Source organism: Rhodospirillales bacterium (assembly GCA_018666775.1).
Classification (GTDB): Bacteria; Pseudomonadota; Alphaproteobacteria; order SMXQ01; family SMXQ01; genus JABIXC01.
Genome location: JABIXC010000004.1, coordinates 74,454 through 91,383 on the forward strand (window position 1 = coordinate 74,454; position 16,930 = coordinate 91,383).

General features: G+C 54.5%; 18 protein-coding genes. 8 read left to right on the top strand and 10 right to left on the bottom strand.

Going from position 1 to position 16,930, the window contains the following annotated elements; all coding sequences use genetic code 11:
* Positions 1–2 precede the first annotated feature (2 nt).
* Complete coding sequence (locus HOJ08_01910) at positions 3–782, top strand: TlyA family RNA methyltransferase (protein ID MBT5672194.1); 780 nt, start codon at positions 3–5, stop codon at positions 780–782.
* A complete protein-coding gene (locus HOJ08_01915; GenBank protein ID MBT5672195.1) occupies positions 779–1,936 on the top strand; it encodes a class I SAM-dependent RNA methyltransferase in 1,158 nt (385 codons plus the stop codon). Before HOJ08_01910 ends, HOJ08_01915 begins: the two co-directional genes overlap by 4 nt.
* Here the strand turns inward: HOJ08_01915 and aroC are convergent, their stop codons facing one another.
* The 3 genes from aroC to HOJ08_01930 form a co-directional block, all read right to left on the bottom strand.
* Complete coding sequence (gene aroC / locus HOJ08_01920) at positions 1,937–3,013, bottom strand: chorismate synthase (GenBank protein ID MBT5672196.1); 1,077 nt, start codon at positions 3,011–3,013, stop codon at positions 1,937–1,939.
* A gap of 17 nt (positions 3,014–3,030) precedes the next feature.
* Positions 3,031–3,843 carry an enoyl-ACP reductase FabI gene (gene fabI, locus HOJ08_01925; GenBank protein ID MBT5672197.1) on the bottom strand — a complete coding sequence of 271 codons (813 nt, stop codon included), beginning with the start codon at positions 3,841–3,843 and terminating at the stop codon, positions 3,031–3,033.
* 115 nt (positions 3,844–3,958) lie between these two features.
* Positions 3,959–4,534 (bottom strand): hypothetical protein, encoded by a 576-nt coding sequence (locus HOJ08_01930; GenBank protein MBT5672198.1) that lies wholly within the window; start codon positions 4,532–4,534, stop codon positions 3,959–3,961.
* A gap of 184 nt (positions 4,535–4,718) precedes the next feature.
* On the opposite strand from HOJ08_01930, the gene pdxH reads away from it, so the two are divergent.
* From pdxH to HOJ08_01955, 5 genes are all read left to right on the top strand, one after another.
* Positions 4,719–5,324 carry a pyridoxamine 5'-phosphate oxidase gene (gene pdxH / locus HOJ08_01935; protein MBT5672199.1) on the top strand — a complete coding sequence of 202 codons (606 nt, stop codon included), beginning with the start codon at positions 4,719–4,721 and terminating at the stop codon, positions 5,322–5,324.
* Positions 5,321–6,289 carry a cation diffusion facilitator family transporter gene (locus tag HOJ08_01940; protein ID MBT5672200.1) on the top strand — a complete coding sequence of 323 codons (969 nt, stop codon included), beginning with the start codon at positions 5,321–5,323 and terminating at the stop codon, positions 6,287–6,289. Before pdxH ends, HOJ08_01940 begins: the two co-directional genes overlap by 4 nt.
* Before the next feature lie 159 nt (positions 6,290–6,448).
* The gene (locus HOJ08_01945) at positions 6,449–7,312 is read left to right on the top strand and encodes a universal stress protein (protein ID MBT5672201.1); all 864 of its coding nucleotides are present in this window, start codon (positions 6,449–6,451) and stop codon (positions 7,310–7,312) included.
* A gap of 23 nt (positions 7,313–7,335) precedes the next feature.
* On the top strand, positions 7,336–7,695 hold the full coding sequence (locus HOJ08_01950; protein MBT5672202.1) for a hypothetical protein: 360 nt from the start codon (positions 7,336–7,338) through the stop codon (positions 7,693–7,695).
* A 37-nt stretch (positions 7,696–7,732) separates the two neighbouring features.
* On the top strand, positions 7,733–8,485 hold the full coding sequence (locus HOJ08_01955; protein ID MBT5672203.1) for an SDR family oxidoreductase: 753 nt from the start codon (positions 7,733–7,735) through the stop codon (positions 8,483–8,485).
* Here HOJ08_01955 and HOJ08_01960 read toward each other — a convergent pair.
* The 3 genes from HOJ08_01960 to HOJ08_01970 all read right to left on the bottom strand — a co-directional run bounded on the left by HOJ08_01960 (position 8,482) and on the right by HOJ08_01970 (position 11,931).
* Positions 8,482–9,039 carry a hypothetical protein gene (locus HOJ08_01960; protein MBT5672204.1) on the bottom strand — a complete coding sequence of 186 codons (558 nt, stop codon included), beginning with the start codon at positions 9,037–9,039 and terminating at the stop codon, positions 8,482–8,484. The two genes, HOJ08_01955 and HOJ08_01960, sit on opposite strands and share 4 nt — an antisense overlap.
* A gap of 32 nt (positions 9,040–9,071) precedes the next feature.
* Complete coding sequence (gene hemA / locus HOJ08_01965; protein MBT5672205.1) at positions 9,072–10,304, bottom strand: 5-aminolevulinate synthase; 1,233 nt, start codon at positions 10,302–10,304, stop codon at positions 9,072–9,074.
* Between the two features lie 187 nt (positions 10,305–10,491).
* Positions 10,492–11,931, bottom strand: coding sequence for a mannose-1-phosphate guanylyltransferase/mannose-6-phosphate isomerase (locus HOJ08_01970; protein ID MBT5672206.1), 1,440 nt, complete (start codon positions 11,929–11,931; stop codon positions 10,492–10,494).
* 188 nt (positions 11,932–12,119) lie between these two features.
* Between HOJ08_01970 and HOJ08_01975 the strand changes: the two genes are divergently transcribed.
* Positions 12,120–12,956, top strand: coding sequence for a universal stress protein (locus HOJ08_01975; protein ID MBT5672207.1), 837 nt, complete (start codon positions 12,120–12,122; stop codon positions 12,954–12,956).
* A 34-nt stretch (positions 12,957–12,990) separates the two neighbouring features.
* On the opposite strand, the gene HOJ08_01980 is transcribed toward HOJ08_01975, so the two are convergent.
* Genes HOJ08_01980 through HOJ08_01995 form a run of 4 tightly spaced genes read right to left on the bottom strand, consistent with a single transcriptional unit; the run spans position 12,991 to position 16,929 of the window.
* Positions 12,991–13,944 carry an ABC transporter permease gene (locus tag HOJ08_01980; protein ID MBT5672208.1) on the bottom strand — a complete coding sequence of 318 codons (954 nt, stop codon included), beginning with the start codon at positions 13,942–13,944 and terminating at the stop codon, positions 12,991–12,993.
* A gap of 8 nt (positions 13,945–13,952) precedes the next feature.
* Positions 13,953–14,939 (bottom strand): ABC transporter permease, encoded by a 987-nt coding sequence (locus HOJ08_01985; protein MBT5672209.1) that lies wholly within the window; start codon positions 14,937–14,939, stop codon positions 13,953–13,955.
* Positions 14,936–15,934: an ATP-binding cassette domain-containing protein gene (locus tag HOJ08_01990; GenBank protein MBT5672210.1), complete on the bottom strand. Its 999-nt coding sequence runs from the start codon at positions 15,932–15,934 to the stop codon at positions 14,936–14,938. The genes HOJ08_01985 and HOJ08_01990 overlap by 4 nt, the downstream gene beginning before the upstream one ends.
* On the bottom strand, positions 15,931–16,929 hold the full coding sequence (locus tag HOJ08_01995; protein ID MBT5672211.1) for an ABC transporter ATP-binding protein: 999 nt from the start codon (positions 16,927–16,929) through the stop codon (positions 15,931–15,933). The genes HOJ08_01990 and HOJ08_01995 overlap by 4 nt, the downstream gene beginning before the upstream one ends.
* Between the last annotated feature and the right edge of the window lies 1 nt (position 16,930).

Genomic DNA, 16,930 nt, shown 5'->3' on the forward strand with positions numbered 1-16,930 from the left:
ATATGAAATCCCCTGATAAAACGGGCGCCCAGGCCCGGCCCAGGCTGGATCAGGCATTGGTGGACCGGGGGCTGGTTGAAAGCCTCTCTCGTGCTCAGGCAATGGTGATGGCGGGCAAGGTCTATTCCGGGGAACGCCGTCTTGAAAAATCTGGCATGCGCATCAAGGAGGATATGGCCATCAACGTTCGGGGTGAGCCCCATCCATGGGTGTCGCGCGGCGGATTGAAACTGGCCCATGCCTTATCTTGTTTTGCCATTGATGCCAAAGGCTGGGTTGCCCTTGATGTTGGGTCATCCACAGGGGGATTTACCGATGTGTTATTGGCAGAAGGTGCATCCAGGGTTTACGCCGTGGATGTTGGCCGTGGCCAATTGGCATGGAAACTGAGGAAGGATGACCGCGTTGTCGTTTTGGAAGGCATGAATGCCCGCGCCCTTAGCACCGATGAAATACCACAACCGCCAGATGCGGTTGTGTGTGATGCCAGCTTCATCGGACTTCACGTGGTTCTACCGGCAGCCCTGACCCTTGCCCGTCCGGGGGCCCATTTGGTCGCACTGATCAAGCCACAGTTCGAAGTGGGCCGAGGTCAGGTGGGCGAAGGCGGCATTGTCCGCGATCCGGCACTTCACGAAGAAGTCACAAACCGAATTCGAACCTGGCTTGAAAAGGAAATGGGGTGGAAAATTATCGGCATCGTTGAAAGCCCCGTGCTGGGTGCGGAAGGCAACAAGGAATTTCTGATTGCAGCCCAAAAACCAGAAGAAGACGCGTCATGACTGACGCTGTCACGACATCCTCAATACCTTGTCAGCATTTTGGGACCTGCGGGGGGTGCAGTGCCCAAGACAAGGACGATAAAACTTACAGAGACTGGAAACAGGGCTTTGTCGAAGCCGCCCTTCGGCGTCATGGCATTGAGACTGAAATAGAGACTCTGGTGGTGATGGGCGCTGCCAGCCGCCGTCGAGCGCGCCTTTCGGCCATCGCCACAAGTACGGGTGTGCGGTTGGGGTTTCATGAACAAGCCAGTCACACGGTTGTGAATATGGCGGCGTGTCCGGCCATGGAAAAACCTTTGTTTGATTTGATCCAGCCGTTGCGTGAATTGCTGGAAAGGCTGTTGCCCCTCCGCGGGCGTGCAGAGGTTGAGGCCCAATTGGTGGATGGCAATATCGATCTTGTCCTGGCGATGGGCACTGAACTGGATCTGGATTTACGGATGGACCTTCCGGCATTTGCAGAAAAATATGACCTTGCCCGTATCGGGTGGCGGCCGTTATTGACGGCCAAGCCAAAGGGTCGGCCCAAGCGCGGGCAGAAGAAAGCCGCCAACCGCGTGGGTGTGCCAGAAACCGTCGTTGAACGGCGTCCGGTTCGGGCTGTCTTTGGGGGTGTGGCTGTGTCATTGCCCCCGATGGCCTTTGTTCAGGGCTGCGCTGCCGGAGAAGCGGCCTTGGTGGAACGGGTTGTTGGGGCCGTATCCGAATTGCCCGAAAGTGCCCGCATTGCTGATCTCTATTCAGGGGCCGGAACGTTCACCTTTCCAATGTCCAAAATCGCATCGGTGTCGGCCTATGACGGTGATGATGCCTTGATGAAGGCCCTGCTTCAGGGGGCACGGGGTGCAGGACTGGACGGGCGGGTGAGCGCGGAGGCCCGTCATCTTGGCCATCGCCCGTTGAGCACTAATGTGCTTTCTTCGTTTGATGCGGTGGTCTTTGATCCGCCGCGCCCGGGGGCCGAAATTCAAGTGAAGGAACTGGCCCGGTCATCGGTGCCACTGGTGGTGGCGGTATCGTGCAATCCGGAAAGTTTCGCACGCGATGCCCGCATCTTGATCGATGGGGGTTACGTTCTGGAGCGTGTCATGCCGGTTGATCAATTTGTCTGGACCCGGCATCTGGAATTGGTGGGCGTGTTCAGGCGCTAATTATTCTGAACCCACCTGTGCTCTGTGACGCAACAGGTGATCGGCCAGGACACAGGCCATCATGGCTTCACCCACAGGAACGCCGCGAATACCGACGCAGGGATCGTGGCGGCCCTTCGTGGAAATTTCAGCATTTTCGCCCGATGTGGTGACCGTTTTGCGTGGGCTGAGGATAGAGCTGGTGGGTTTTACGGCGAAGCGCAGAACAATGTCCTGGCCCGTGCTGATGCCAGCCAGCACGCCGCCGGCATTGTTGGAAAGAAAGGCGACATCCTTGCCATCCATGCGCATTTCATCCGCATTTTCTTCACCGGTTAAGGCCGCAGCCCCAAAGCCCGCACCAATTTCCACACCCTTCACGGCATTGATGCCCATCATGGCAGCGGCCAGATCGCCTTCAAGTTTGCCATAGACCGGTGCGCCGAGCCCGGCGGGAACGCCTTCGGCCACAACTTCGATAACCGCACCCGTGCTTGAGCCTGCCTTGCGGATGGCATCGAGATAATCTTCCCAATCGCGGGCCGCTTTGGCATCGGGGCAGAAAAACGGGTTGCTGCCAACTGCGTTCCAGTCCCAGTTATCGCGATCAATACAATGGGGGCCCATCTGGATCAGGGCGGCCCGAATGGTAATGGTATCGCCTAAAATCTTGCGGGCGATGCCCCCGGCGGCCACGCGCATAGCGGTTTCCCGCGCACTTGATCGACCGCCGCCGCGATAATCGCGATGCCCGTATTTTTTCCAGTAGGTGTAATCCCCATGGCCGGGACGAAAGGTATCTTTGATGTCGGCGTAATCTTTTGAGCGCACATCTTCATTTTCGATCAACAGCGAAATGGGCGTGCCGGTTGTCACCCCTTCGAAGGTGCCGGAAAGAATTTTTACCTGATCGGATTCCTTGCGCTGGGTCGTGAAACGGCTTTGCCCCGGGCGGCGCAAATCAAGCCACCCCTGGAGATCGTCTTCACAAAGCGATATTCCCGGCGGGCAGCCGTCAACGACACAGCCAATAGACGGCCCGTGGCTTTCTCCCCAGGTGGTAACGCGAAATAGATGGCCGAAACTGTTATGTGACATGATTTCTCTGCTTCACCTTATACGGTGGAAATATCGGGGGCATCGGGATGTTTCATGCCAATCACATGATAACCCGCGTCCACGTGGAGCACCTCACCGGTGACACCACTGGAAAGGTCTGACAACAGGAATAACCCGGCATTGCCAACTTCTTCAATGGTGACGGTGCGCTGCAGCGGTGAATTATGTTCGTTCCATTTCAGAATATGGCGAAAATCACCAATCCCCGATGCCGCCAGGGTTTTTATGGGCCCGGCAGATATGGCATTAACCCGTATGTTTTTCGAGCCGAGATCAAGAGACAGGTATCGCACGCTGGCCTCCAATGCTGCCTTGGCAACCCCCATAACATTGTAATGGGGGATAACCTTTTCTGCCCCATAGTAACTGAGCGTCACCAGAGACCCGCCATCGGTCATTAATTTTTCGGCGCGATTGGCCAGTGCCGTGAACGAATAACATGAAATATCAAGGGTCCGTGCAAAGTTATCGGAACTGGTATCGACATAGCCGCCGTTTAATTCATTCTTGTCTGAGAAAGCGATCGCATGGACCAGAAAATCGAGTTTCCCCCATTCCTGTTCCAGGGTGTTGAACACCTGGTCAATGGATGCGTTATCGGTGACATCACAGGGGAGGACAAGATTTGATCCTGCCCTTTTCGCCAGCGGTTCAATGCGTTTTTTCAGGTTGTCGCCTTGGTAGGTGAAGGCAAGATCGGCTCCCGCTTTTGCAGCAACATCGGCAATACCCCAAGCGATGGAACGGTCATTCGCGACCCCCATGATCAGGCCCTTTTTGCCGGCCAGTAGTCCACTTTGTTCAGTCATGTGTTCTCTCAGAAAAGGTCTTGGTTTTAAAAGGGTTGGCCCATCCTACACTAAAGATATGTAGGTTCAAACGCCCGGGAATGGTGTTTGGACAATCTTTTTCTGGAAAGCTTGATTAATGTTCCGCGCCATCGGTTGCTTTGGTGATGCGCCAGGTGCCGTCTTTATTGCGACAAGCCATCCCCACAGCCATCTCAGTCTTGCCATCCGTCGTTGTAACCGTTTGTTGAAATTCACGACACGCCGTTTTGGTCTTTGCCCCCCCTGTCCCGCCAGCACTGGATATGAGCTGCGTGTCTCGGATGGGGATCACGGTTCCTGAATTGCCGGTATCGGGGTTGGACCAGGAAACAATGTCCCCAATGGGGGCTTCCATCGCCCTTTCGTTGGCATCCCGTGCCATTTCGCGGTCACGTTCATCAAGGCGTTTTCCCGCAAGACCGCCAAGATAGGTGCCAAGGAGTGTTCCGGTCATGATGGAAAGGGTGTTGGCCTTTCCCTCTCCAAGGGTAGAGCCAAGCCAGGCACCAGCGATGCTGCCGATCACCATGCCAACTTTTTCCCGTGATCCGCGGTCATTGCTGCGGTCATTGTTATCGCTACGCCCGGGGGTTTCGCAGGCACCAAGGCCCAGGGTCAAAAGGATAATAGCCACTGTTTTGACCATTATTTTGCCTGTATTTTTAGTCACATTTTTCCCAGTCATGGCTGTCCTTGTGGGGTTTTGGCAAATCATGAAAAAATTCATCTCCAAGGCAGTGCTTCGGGGATAAATAGTGCTAAAATGATGCGGGTCAACCGCCTGTGTCAAAATAGGCCTGCTCCAGATTATCACTTAAGATACAAAAAATCACAGGGATTTGAGATTTAAAAAGATGGATGAAGGTACCGCAAGTTACGAAAAAATGGACCCATTGGACCTGTTTGATGGTTGGTATGGGGATGCCTGGGCATCGGAGCGCGATGCCAATGCCATGGCATGTGCCACGGCGGATGGGGCAGGGGTGCCGTCGGTTCGCATTGTTTTGCTTAAAGAACGCGATCAGCGGGGGTTCGTTTTTTATACAAATTTTGAAAGCAGCAAGGGGTTGGACATTGCCGCCAATGCCATGGCGTCTCTGGCATTTCATTGGAAAAGCCTGAAGCGCCAAGTGCGCATTAACGGCACCGTTGAAACGGTTTCCGATGCAGAAGCCGATGCCTATTTTGCATCCAGGCCCAGAGACAGCCGGATTGCTGCATGGGCATCAAAGCAGTCAGAGGTTCTGCCAGAACGGTTTGAGCTTGAGCGCCGGTTTGCTCGCTTTGGTCTTGAATTTGAAGGCCGTGATGTGCCGAGGCCAGATTATTGGTCGGGTTATCGGGTTATCCCCCAATCCATGGAATTCTGGGTTGATCGTCCTTATCGGCTTCATGAGCGGATTGTTTTTGAACGCGCCCAACCGGATGCAAAGTGGGATGTCAGCAGGTTGTATCCATGAGCACATCCACCCCCACCCCCACCGCTCCTTCTGGCTCGGAAGCGCCTGAAAAAGTTTCTCCGAGAACCGAGCGGCTCTTGCGCATTGCGACCAAGGCGTCCCTAGCGGCAGCCTGTGTCTTGATTGCCTGCAAGTCGGGGGCCTGGATTGTGACCGGTTCCATGAGCATTTTGGCAACCTTGATTGATTCGATCATGGATATTGCGGCCTCTATGGTGAATTTCCTGGCGGTGCGCCAAGCCCTGCAGCCCGCAGATACAGATCATCGGTTTGGCCACGGTAAGGCTGAACCGCTAGCCGGCCTTGCTCAGGCAGCCTTTGTTTCCGGCACGTCCTTGTTTTTGGTGATTGAGGCCTTTGCACGGATGTACAACCCGGTCATCGTTGTCAACGAAGGGGTTGGGATCGGCGTGATGGTCTTTGCCATTGTTGTGACCCTGATCTTGGTCGCGTTTCAGACCTATGTGGTGCGTGAGACTAAATCCGCTGCCATCAGTGCAGATTCCTTGCATTACAAAGGCGATGTTCTGATCCATGGCAGCGTTATCTTGTCCCTATGGTTGGGCAGCAAGTTTGGGGTTTCATATCTCGATCCCCTGTTTGGCATCGCCATTGCCGCTTATTTGATGTGGAGTGCCAAGGCAATCGTGGCATCGGCCCTGCATTCCCTGATGGACCGTGAATTGAGCGAGGAAGACAGGACCATCATTTGTGACCTTGCGCTGGCCCATCCAGAAGTGTGCGATATTCATGATCTCAGGACCCGTTCCGCAGGACCGCGTTCGTTTATCCAGTTCCATCTTGAACTGCCTCAGGATATTTCCCTGTTGCGCGCCCATGTAATTTCCGACGCTGTTGAGGCAGATGTGCGTGCAGCGTTCCCCGGCGCGGGCATCATTATTCATCAAGACCCGGAAGGGGTACCTGAACACAGGGCGACCTTTGTTGGTGAACCGGGCACCTGAGGCATTTTCGGCCTAACGTATTGTTATTATTGTTTGATGGTTAGATTATTTTGGAGACCCCATTATAATTGATGACACAGCTAATTTAATTAGATATAAAACTAATTATAACATTGTGGCGTTAGGTTATTAAGAACCCGAAAACCATAGGAGGCGGAGATGCCAATAAAAACAATTCTGGTACCAATGATTGATGCGCAAGGTGCACAAGCAGCCTTGGGCGCAGCCTTGGGCTTGGCCAAGAGTTTAAAAGCCCATGTTGATGTTTTGCACTTGCGTGCAGAACCAACAGAAGCGATCACCGATTTTGTCGGCGAAACCGTTTCCCCTTCCTTGATCGAAGAGGTGATGGAGGCAGCAGAAAAGAGCGCCGCGAAAACATCATCCAAGGTCAGGGACGCATTTGATGCGGCCACTAAACGCGCAAAGGTCCCGGTTACAAATCGTGTCTCAGCCCAGACTGCAGCGACAGCGTCTTACAGTGAAGAATCCGGGCAGGCTGATTTGCGGGTAGAAAGAAGTGCCCGCATTCATGATCTGGTTATCCTGCGGCGCCCACGGAGCGACACCGACGTTGGGGTCCGCGCGCTGATTGAAACGGCATTAATGTCAACGGGACGCCCGGTGCTTTTGGTGCCCGCCATTGGATCAGTGAAGGTTGGCTCTAATATCGCCATTGCCTGGAACGGCAGTGCGGAATCTTCACGCGCCGTTGCGGCGGCATTGCCATTTCTGACCCGTGCAAAATCTGTCACGGTGCTTTCAATCACTGATGGTGACGATGTGAACCACGACGGTCTTGGGGCCTACCTGAAGCGCCACGGCGTACGGGCGAAATTCGTAACCGGGCGTAATCGTGGCGGGGATATCGGCAAGGCCGTTACGGCAGCAGCATCGCGTGCCGGTGCAGACATGCTGGTTATGGGTGCCTACACCCATTCCCGGGTGCGTGAGATGATTTGGGGTGGGGTCACCAACCATGTGTTGGCGAATACCAGAATCCCTGTTTTTCTGGCGCATTAAAAACCCATCAAGGAGAAAGTACTGTGGCAATCAAGACCATACGTTTGGAACTTGCGCGCACGCCTGAATTCCCTGACGGCAGCTCAGGGCATGGCTATGAATTCACCGTTCCCATGGATGGGGAAGGGCATATCGATGCTGAAGCCTGGCAGGCGGACAAGAAAGTTTGCACGGTGAAACGGTTTTGGGGGGATGATGACCCCGAAACGGGATACCTGATTCACACCCGCCATCGGACCTGGGCGTTTTCCTATGCGCCCGGAGAAGAGGATGATGAACCTTTCTTTCGGTTTGAATCCCATGCCTTTAAGGAAGACGAATACGTTTCCCTGACCGGCCATGATGGTGTCATTCATCCCTTCCGGGTTGTCAGTGTCAGTTAAGCTGGCAGTGATCGCTGGTTTCTTCTAACCTCCAGCCATGAATGACACGGATGCAGAAGAACCGAAGACGGTTGTCCTGACCGGGGCCAGCCGGGGCATCGGCCATGCCACGGTCAAGCGATTCTCTGAACAGGGGTGGCGTATTATTACCTGTTCGCGCGATCCGGTTCCCGAAGCCTGTAAAAGAGACCCTAATTGGTCTGGCCACATCACGGTGGATCTTTCCCTGCCCATTGACCAAGACCGTTTCATTGCCGAAGCGCTGGAAATGCTTGGGGATGCGCCACTTCATGGGCTGGTCAACAATGCCGGTGTTTCACCAAAAACGCCTTATCGGGAACGTCTTGGCTGCCTCAATGGGGAAATGGCGGCATGGAAAGATGTGTTCGAACTGAACTTGTTTGCACCCTTGCGGCTTTCCCGGGGTTTTGCTGCAGCCCTGCATAAAGGGCGCGGCGCGGTGGTCAATGTGACGTCAATCGCTGGCCATGCGGTGCATCCCTTTGCCGGTTCCGCCTATGGGGTTTCCAAGGCGGCGCTCAGTTCCCTGACCCGCGAGCTGGCGGCGGAGTTTGGCACCCTTGGGGTTCGGGTCAATGCCATAGCACCGGGGGAAATTGCCACAGACATGCTGTCACAAGAAACCGAAGCCCTGATCCCGCGTATCCCAATGGAACGATTGGGTCAGCCAGATGAAGTCGCATCGGTTATCTATTTTCTGTGTTCGGGTGATTCAGGTTATGTGTCCGGGACAGAGATTTATGTCACCGGCGCCCAGCATATTTTCTAAAGACGCGTTTTGAAGTCCTTGAACCATTGAAGGTCGGCTTCAATCCGGTTGAGCTCATGATCCAGCCATGCAGCCAGGGCATTGCCGGAGGGCGCATCGGTTGATTGCTGTGCATAGAGAACAGCAAGCCGTGCCATTTCACCCTCAAGAGCGAATGTGATCAGGTCAATTTGGCTCCGTTTGGCGTCATCATCAAGGTGATCAAAAAAGCGCATTTTTAGCGCGATGATCAACTTGTTCAGGTCATCAAACGGCGTTCGAACCGTCGCCATAAGCAGGGTTTTCAGCTCACGTTCGCCGCTTTCTGTGATGGTGAGTTCGGCATCGGGGGAAAGGGGCTGGCCTTCAAGGGTGCCTTTGCTGGTGACAAGGCCTTCTAGACATAAAATCTGAATGGAGGTTCCCATGAGGTCAATGTTGGGCCCCATGATATGGCTGGTGAAATCACGAACCCTAGATGCAAGATCGGCATACGCCACGGGGCCTTCCCCCACCATGCCAAGGGCGGCCAGACGAATGGCTTCTTTTGGCATTAAGGAATGGTCGGGATACATTTATTTGTTTTCCCGCATTTTTCCTGAAATATTTAAGCCGCAGCGACCCGGTTTCTGATTTCCAGGCGCGCCCAGACGTCATTCAGCGCTGTGATCAGTTCCGCCATCAAGGCATCATTGTGGTATGGGGCCGGTGTGATGCGCAGTCGTTCAGTTCCCCGTGGAACAGTGGGATGGTTGATGGGCTGGATATAGATGCCATGGCGGTCCAGCAATTCATCAGACGCCAGTTTGCAAAGCCTGGGATCGCCCACCAGAAGGGGGACAATATGGCTTACGGAATCCATGACCGGAAGGTCGGCATCTTTGAGCATTTTTTTCAACGTGGCGGCGCGCTCTTGATGGCGTTCGCGTTCCATTGTTGATCCCTTGAGGTAACGGACACTGGCCAATGCACCGGCTGCAACAGCGGGGGGCAGGGATGTTGTGAAAATAAAGCCGGGTGCAAAGCTGCGCACGGCATCGATGATCGGTGTGGCACCGGTGATGTAGCCGCCCATGACCCCAAAGGCCTTGGCCAGAGTGCCTTCAATGATGGTGACCCTATCCATCAAGCCATCGCGTTCGGCGATCCCGCCACCGCGTGGCCCGTACATGCCAACGGCATGGACTTCATCAAGATACGTCATGGCACCCGCAGCCTCGGCTACGGTGCAAATTTCGGCAATCGGGGCGATGTCGCCATCCATGGAATAAACCGATTCAAAGGCGATCAATTTTGGCGCGCTCGGATCATCCTTGGCGATTAACTGGGCCAGATGTTCAACATCATTGTGGCGGAAAATGCGTTTTTCGGCACCGGAATGTCGAATGCCCTGAATCATGGATGCGTGGTTTAAGGCATCGGAATAAATGATACAGCCGGGCAACAGGTTGGCGACAGTGGAAAGGGTTGCTTCATTGGATACATAGCCCGATGTGAAAATCAGCGCGCCATCTTTGCCATGGAGATCAGCCAGTTCACGTTCCAAAAGAACGTGGTGGTGATTGGTGCCTGAAATATTGCGGGTGCCGCCAGCACCGGCACCGGATTTTTCAAGGGCTTCTTTCATGGCCTTGATGACAGCGGGATGTTGGCCCATGCCCAGATAGTCATTGGAGCACCAGACCATGACGTCGCGTTGTTTGGTGCCATCAAGGGCACCCTCATGGCGCACAGCATGCGGAAAGTTGCCCGCCTTGCGTTCAAGGTCGGCAAACACCCTGTAATTACCTTCATTTTTCAGCTTTTGAATCGCGTTCGTGAAAAATTTTTCGTAGTCCATGGGTTCTCCTATGGGCCCTTAACTTCCACCCAAAGCCAAAATCCTATTCATCATCTGCTTTGTGTGATCCATGCCAACCAGTCACTTTCACCAAGATGACGATTTATACTTAATAAATACTAAATTTCCACTGATTTCCACCGGATTCCACTGATTTTCATAGGAGAGTTTTTAGGAATTCTTGCCCTTAATCCCGGCCATAGACATCTTCAAGGCGGACAATGTCGTCTTCGCCCAGATAGTCACCGGATTGAATTTCGATGAGATGGAGGGGCAGGTCTGTTTTATTTTCAAGGCGATGGGTCATGCCGATGGGAATATAGGTGGATTGATCGGCCCCCAGTTCAAGGGTCTTGTCATCCCGGGTTACGGTGGCCCGCCCGCTGACAACGACCCAGTGTTCTGCCCGTTTAGCATGCTTTTGCAAGCTGAGACGCCCACCCGGGTTCACCGTGATGCGCTTGACCTGAAAGCGATCGCCGATGTCCACACCGTGGTAGCTGCCCCAGGGGCGATATACGGTGGTATGGGTTTTGGGTTCTGGCCGGTTCGTCGCTTTCAGTTGTTCGACGATCTTTTTAACATCCTGGGCGGCATCCTTTTTGGCAACCAGCACCGCATCATCGGTGACAATCACGATCATATCTTCGATGCCAATGGTGGCCAAAAGGCCCTTTTCCGTCCGCAGATAGGAATTTTGGGTATCTTCCATTAACACGTCGCCATGGGTGACGTTGCCCGCGGTGTCGCCTTGATCGAGCTGCCACAATGCGGACCACGACCCAACATCAGACCAGCCTATTGATGCGGGAACCACAGCGCCTAACGCCGTTTTTTCCATCACGGCATAATCGATGGAGATATCGGGACAGGTTTCAAGGGCGTTTTGGTTTAGACGAAGGAAATCGATGTCATGTTCGGCCAAAGCCAGGGCAGCACGCGCTGACTTTAAAAGATCAGGTTGCAGGCGTTCCAGTTCCCCAAGAAAGGCCGCAGCGCCCATCAGAAAAATGCCACTGTTCCAAAAATAATCACCGGATGAAACGAAAGCTTGTGCGGTTTTGGCATCGGGTTTTTCGGTGAATTGCGCGATTGCGAAACAGCCCGCTGCATCGCTTATGGAATCGCTTTTCTGAATATAGCCATATCCGGTTTCCGGTTGATCGGGGGTGATGCCAAAGGTGACAAGTCGGCCTGCCTGTGCTGCGGGCAGTGCCAGCTGAATGGTATCGTGGAAGCCTTGAGTATCCAAAATGACGTGATCAGCGGGGCTCAACAACATGATGGCGTCAGGGTCGCGTTCCACCAGCATCAGTGCCGCAATGGCCGCTGCCGGGGCAGTGTTGCGCCCAATGGGTTCTAAAATGATGGCTTCGGCCTGAATGGATGCTTCGCGAAATTGTTCGGCGACAATAAAACGATGTTCATCGTTACACAGTATCAGGGGCGGATTAAAGGCATTGCCTGAGATGCGAAGGGCAGCTTCCTGGAGCATGGTTTTATCCGATGCCAGCGCCATGAATTGCTTCGGGAACCCGCTTCTGGACATCGGCCATAAACGTGTTCCTGTGCCCCCTGCAAGCAGCACGGGCCAGATCGTGCCAAAATGAGACCCATTCCCGGTCATCGTTTTCTCCACTTCGTTTGCGTCTTGCTAGCGTAATTTATGCACCCCGACAAGCGCAACCCGGGTTTTTGAATAATCGTAGGGGTTGAGGGTTGGTAAATAATCTTGAAACGGCACTAGCCTAGATGGGCTCAATATGCCTATCCTTTCAACAGGTAAGCTTAAGATTGTTGTAAAGGGGATTGGCCATGGCGCTAAATGACATCCTGGTTCATATCGATTCATCACCGGCAGCACCCGCACAACTAGATTATGCGGTCAGACTGGCTGAAAAGCATGAAGCCCATCTTTCCGCACTCTATGTCATTGCGATAGCACCCATCCATCAATACACCGAAGCCGATCTTGGTCCGGAACTGATTGAGGCCCATGATCGTTTCATGCGGGAATCCGCAGCTGAGGCCAAGGCCATGTTTGATGCCCGGGTCGCCAACAGTTCCATCACAGCCGAATGGCGCCAAGTCGAGGGTGCCGTTCCTGAAATGGTGGTGCTGCATTCACGCTATGCCGATCTGGCTGTTTTAGGGCAACGTATCGTTGGCCGTCTTGATGCCGGTGCGGCGCCTGAATTGCCAGATCATGTGGTGCTGGATGTTGGCCGCCCCGCAGTGGTCGTGCCCCATTCATTCGAGCCTCAAACCATTGGTTCCCGGGTGTTGTTGGCCTGGAATGCAAGCCGTGATGCGGCCCGTGCGGCCAATGATGCCCTGCCCATTCTTCAGGCCGCAGATGACGTTCGCGTCATGATCATTAATCCTGAAAAAGGCATTATGGGCCATGGCGAGCTGCCCGGTGCAGACATCGCCACCCACCTTGCGCGCCACGGTGTCAAAGCAGAGGTGGTTGAGGTGACGGCTGGTCGTAAAAAGGTTGGCGATGAATTACTTTCGCAGATCAACGCTTTCAATGCCGATTTCATGGTAATGGGGTCTTATGGCAGTTTTCGGCTGCGCGAACTGGTTTTCGGTGGCACCACAAGGCGTATCCTTGAAGCGATGACCGTTCCCATTTTGATGTCGCGATAACGCGCTTTAAATTTACGGATAAGCAGCGCTTGGTTCAGTCGCTTGTGCGCGTTGCCTTTGGGTCCAGCGCATCTTGAAGGCCGTCGCCGATAAAGTTGAAGGCGATCACGGTAATAAAAATCGCCAGTCCCGGATAAACCACCTGCATGGGCGCGGTCCAGACCAGTTCCTGTGCCCCGGTCAGCATGTTGCCCCAGCTGGCAACAGGGGGGTGGATGCCGAGGCCAAGGAAACTCAGGACCGATTCCAGCAAAATGACATTGCCAACGGTAAGGGTGGTGGCAACGATAATCGGGGTTACGACGTTTGGCAGAATGTGGATGGCCATGATGCGCAGGTCTGAGGCTCCACTGGCGGTGGCGGCCGATACAAAATCCAGTTCCCGAACACTTAAACTCGCACCGCGCACCAATCTGGCAACGGTGGTCCATCCAACCAGAGCGATGATGAAGATAATCCGGTAAAGATCGATATCAGGATTTTGTGCCAGACTTTCGCTGAGCCCCAGCTTGTTCAGGTCCACTGCTGCCAGCACAATCAGAAGGGGCAGCAACGGCAGGGCGATCACCCCGTCTGTCAGGCGCATCAACAAACCATCCATGCGCCCCCCGTAATAGCCCGCAATCAGGCCGACAATGGTGCCGATCACGGCGGAGATAACAGCGGCCGACAGTCCAACAATCAGCGAGACTTGGCCACCGCGTAAAAGCCTTGCCAGAAGGTCGCGGCCCAGTTCATCGGTGCCTAAGGGGTGGGTAAATGATGCCGTTGTCAGTCGGTGGTCCAGATCAACCTGCGTGGGATCAAGACCAAACAGGGTTTCCATGATGGATGCCCCAAAAACAAACAGGGACATCAAGACGAGGACGAAAGCCGAAATCAAGGCCATTTTGTGGGTGGCGAAGCGGCTGATAAAAATCTGCCATGTGCTTAGCCCAGTGGCTGCGGTGTCTGTGGTGTCTGTGGTGTTGGTTAGGGGAACGGGCATGGACATGGTTAGCTGCCCCCCTTTGTTTTGGCAGATTTTCCGCCGCCGAGCGATATGCGCGGGTCCAGCCAGGCATAGGTGATATCGGCTCCAAGGTTAGCCAGCAGCGTCACCAAGGTCGCCAGTAAAAGGGTCACCAGTGCCATGTTGTAATCATTGCCCATGATGGAGTCGAAAATCAGTTTTCCCATGCCCGGATAAGCAAACATGGTCTCTGTGATCAGGGCACCGGAAAACAGGGTTCCGAAAGAAAGCGCGATCACGGTGGTTACCGGGATCAAGGCATTGCGGAAGGCATGGCGCCGGACCACCTGGCCGCGGGTGGCGCCCTTGGCAAAGGCCGTGCGGATATAGTCCTGGCGCATGACCTCGATCATGGACGCCCGCATAAAACGGGTATAGGAGCCGATGGAAAATACCGTCAGGGTGATCACGGGCAGCACCAGATGGCGGGCCGTATCGATGAAGCCCCCACCATTGATGGCCGACACGCCCGATGCAGGCAGGATGGGGATTAGGACGGCAAACACAATAATCAGCATCAAAGCCAGCCAGAAGACGGGTACGGAAATGCCTGCAAAACACAACAGGTTGATGATGTGATCTGCGCGGCTGTTTTGGTGGATGGCAGCGTAAGCCCCGGCGGGGATGGCAATGGCGACAGAGGCGATGAAAGAGAGCCCCATCAGGTTAATGGTGTTGGTCATGAATGGTCCCATCACGTCCAACACCGGGCGGATATGAAGTCTGGAATTCCCGAAATCTCCGCCAAGGGCTTTCATGGCCCAGTTGTAATAGCGTTCCAGCAAGGGTTGATCGAGCCCGTAAACGGCGCGCAACCGGGCGGCATCGGCGGGGGTAAGACGGGGATCGGATTTAATCATCAGGTCAATGGGATCGCCCGGCATGAGCCCGATCAGGGCATAAATGACAAAAGACATGATGATCAGCACAAAGACCGACTCGACCAATCGTCCAGCGATATAGCGGATCATTGGCTACCTCCCGGACCGGGAATCGGATTATGGCAGGCCGCTTTATGATCGGCATTGCGCTCGGTTGCTTCCAGCAATGGCATGGTGATTTTGCAGGTTTCCGTGGCGCGGGGACAGCGGGGATGGAACGGGCATCCAGAGGGTGGATCAATGGGGCTGGGCACATCGCCTTGGGGTGATGATCCTGATCGTTTGCCATTGCCCGGTACGGGGACCGCATCAATCAGGGTTTGCGTGTAGGGGTGGTGGGGATGGGTAAACAGCATTTCGCGGGGCGCGCTTTCGACCACATGGCCCAGATACATGACAACGATGTGATCGGCAAAATGATTGACCACCCCAAGGTCATGGCTAATGAACAAAAAGGCGAGACCGGCTTCATCCTTCAGGTCTTTTAAAAGGTTGAGGATTTGGCTCTGGATAGAAACATCAAGAGCAGACAAGGGCTCATCGGCAATAATCAGTTCCGGGTCAATGGCAAGGGCCCGCGCTATGGCGATGCGCTGTCTTTGGCCCCCTGAAAATTCATGGGGATAGCGTGTTGCATCCGATGCCCTGAGCCCAACCCGAGCCATAACTTCTTCGACCTTTGCTTGTCGGGTCTCAGACGTCCCAATCCCGTGTATGACCAAGGGCTCCTTGATGATGGTGCCAACGTGCAGCCGTGGGTTCAAGGACCCAAAGGGGTCTTGGAACACCATCTGCATGGCGCGTCGCGCGGATTTGAGCGCGCGTCCTGAAAGTGCGGCAAGGTCTGCGCCCCGAAAATGGACGGTCCCGAAATCGGGCCGATATAAATTGGCAATGGCGCGTGCGGCCGTGGATTTTCCGCAGCCAGATTCGCCCACCATCGCCAGCACTTCGCCTTTTCGAATGGTCAGGTCTATGCCGTTAACCGCATGGACTTTTTCTGCAACACCAAAAAATCCGCGTTTGGCCAACGGGAAATGTTTAACCAGCCCCCGGACTTCTAAAAGAAATTCTGTGCTGCTCATGACACATGCCCCGCTTTAAAACAGGCGGCCAGATGGCCTGTGCGGGTTGGATCAACGTTAACAAGATCTGGCATCGATGCGCGGCAGGCATCATCGGCCTGGGGACAGCGATCGGCAAAGGCGCAACCGGGGATGGGAATGCCCGGTTCCGGCACTTGGCCAGCGATGGTAGGCAGCCGGTCTCTGGGGGCACCTAAACGCGGCACGGTTTCAATTAAGGCCCGGGTATAGGGGTGGTGGGGGTTGGCAAAAAGATCATCGGCGCTGGCCTGTTCTGCGATGCGGCCCGCATACATGACCATCACTTCATCGGCGATTTCCGAAATAACACCAAGATTATGGCTGATGAATAAAATAGCCATGCCGAAATCATCCTGCATTTCCAGCATCAGGTCGATGATTTGGGCCTGTATGGTGACATCAAGGGCCGTGGTGGGTTCATCGGCAATGACAAGATCGGGCTTGCAAATCAGGGCCATGGCAATCAGTGCGCGCTGGCGCATGCCGCCGGACAGTTCGTGGGGATAGGCATCCATGCGACGGTTGGGTTCAGGAATGCGCACCCGTTCCAACATACCCAGTGCCGCATCACGGGCTTCTGAATTGCTGCATTTGTGATGCAACGACCATGCCTCAGCAATTTGCACCCCAATGGTAAGCACGGGATTGAGCGCGGTCATGGGTTCCTGGAAAATCATCGAAACGCGTTCACCACGAATGGCGGTCATGGCATCAAGATCAAGTTTGGTGGTATCGGTCCCGCCAAGATGGATGCTGCCGGTTGTGATATGGCCGGGCGGCGGCACAAGCCCCAAAATAGCCAGCGCCGTCATGGATTTGCCACAACCAGACTCACCAACCAGACCCAGGGTTTGGCCTGGGCTGATTTCAAAACTGATATCTGATAGCGCGTGAAAAATACCGTGGGGAAGGGGGAAGCCAACCCCAAGCCGGCTAACGTTTAATACGGGGGGCTTAGTTGGCGGCGGTGGCATC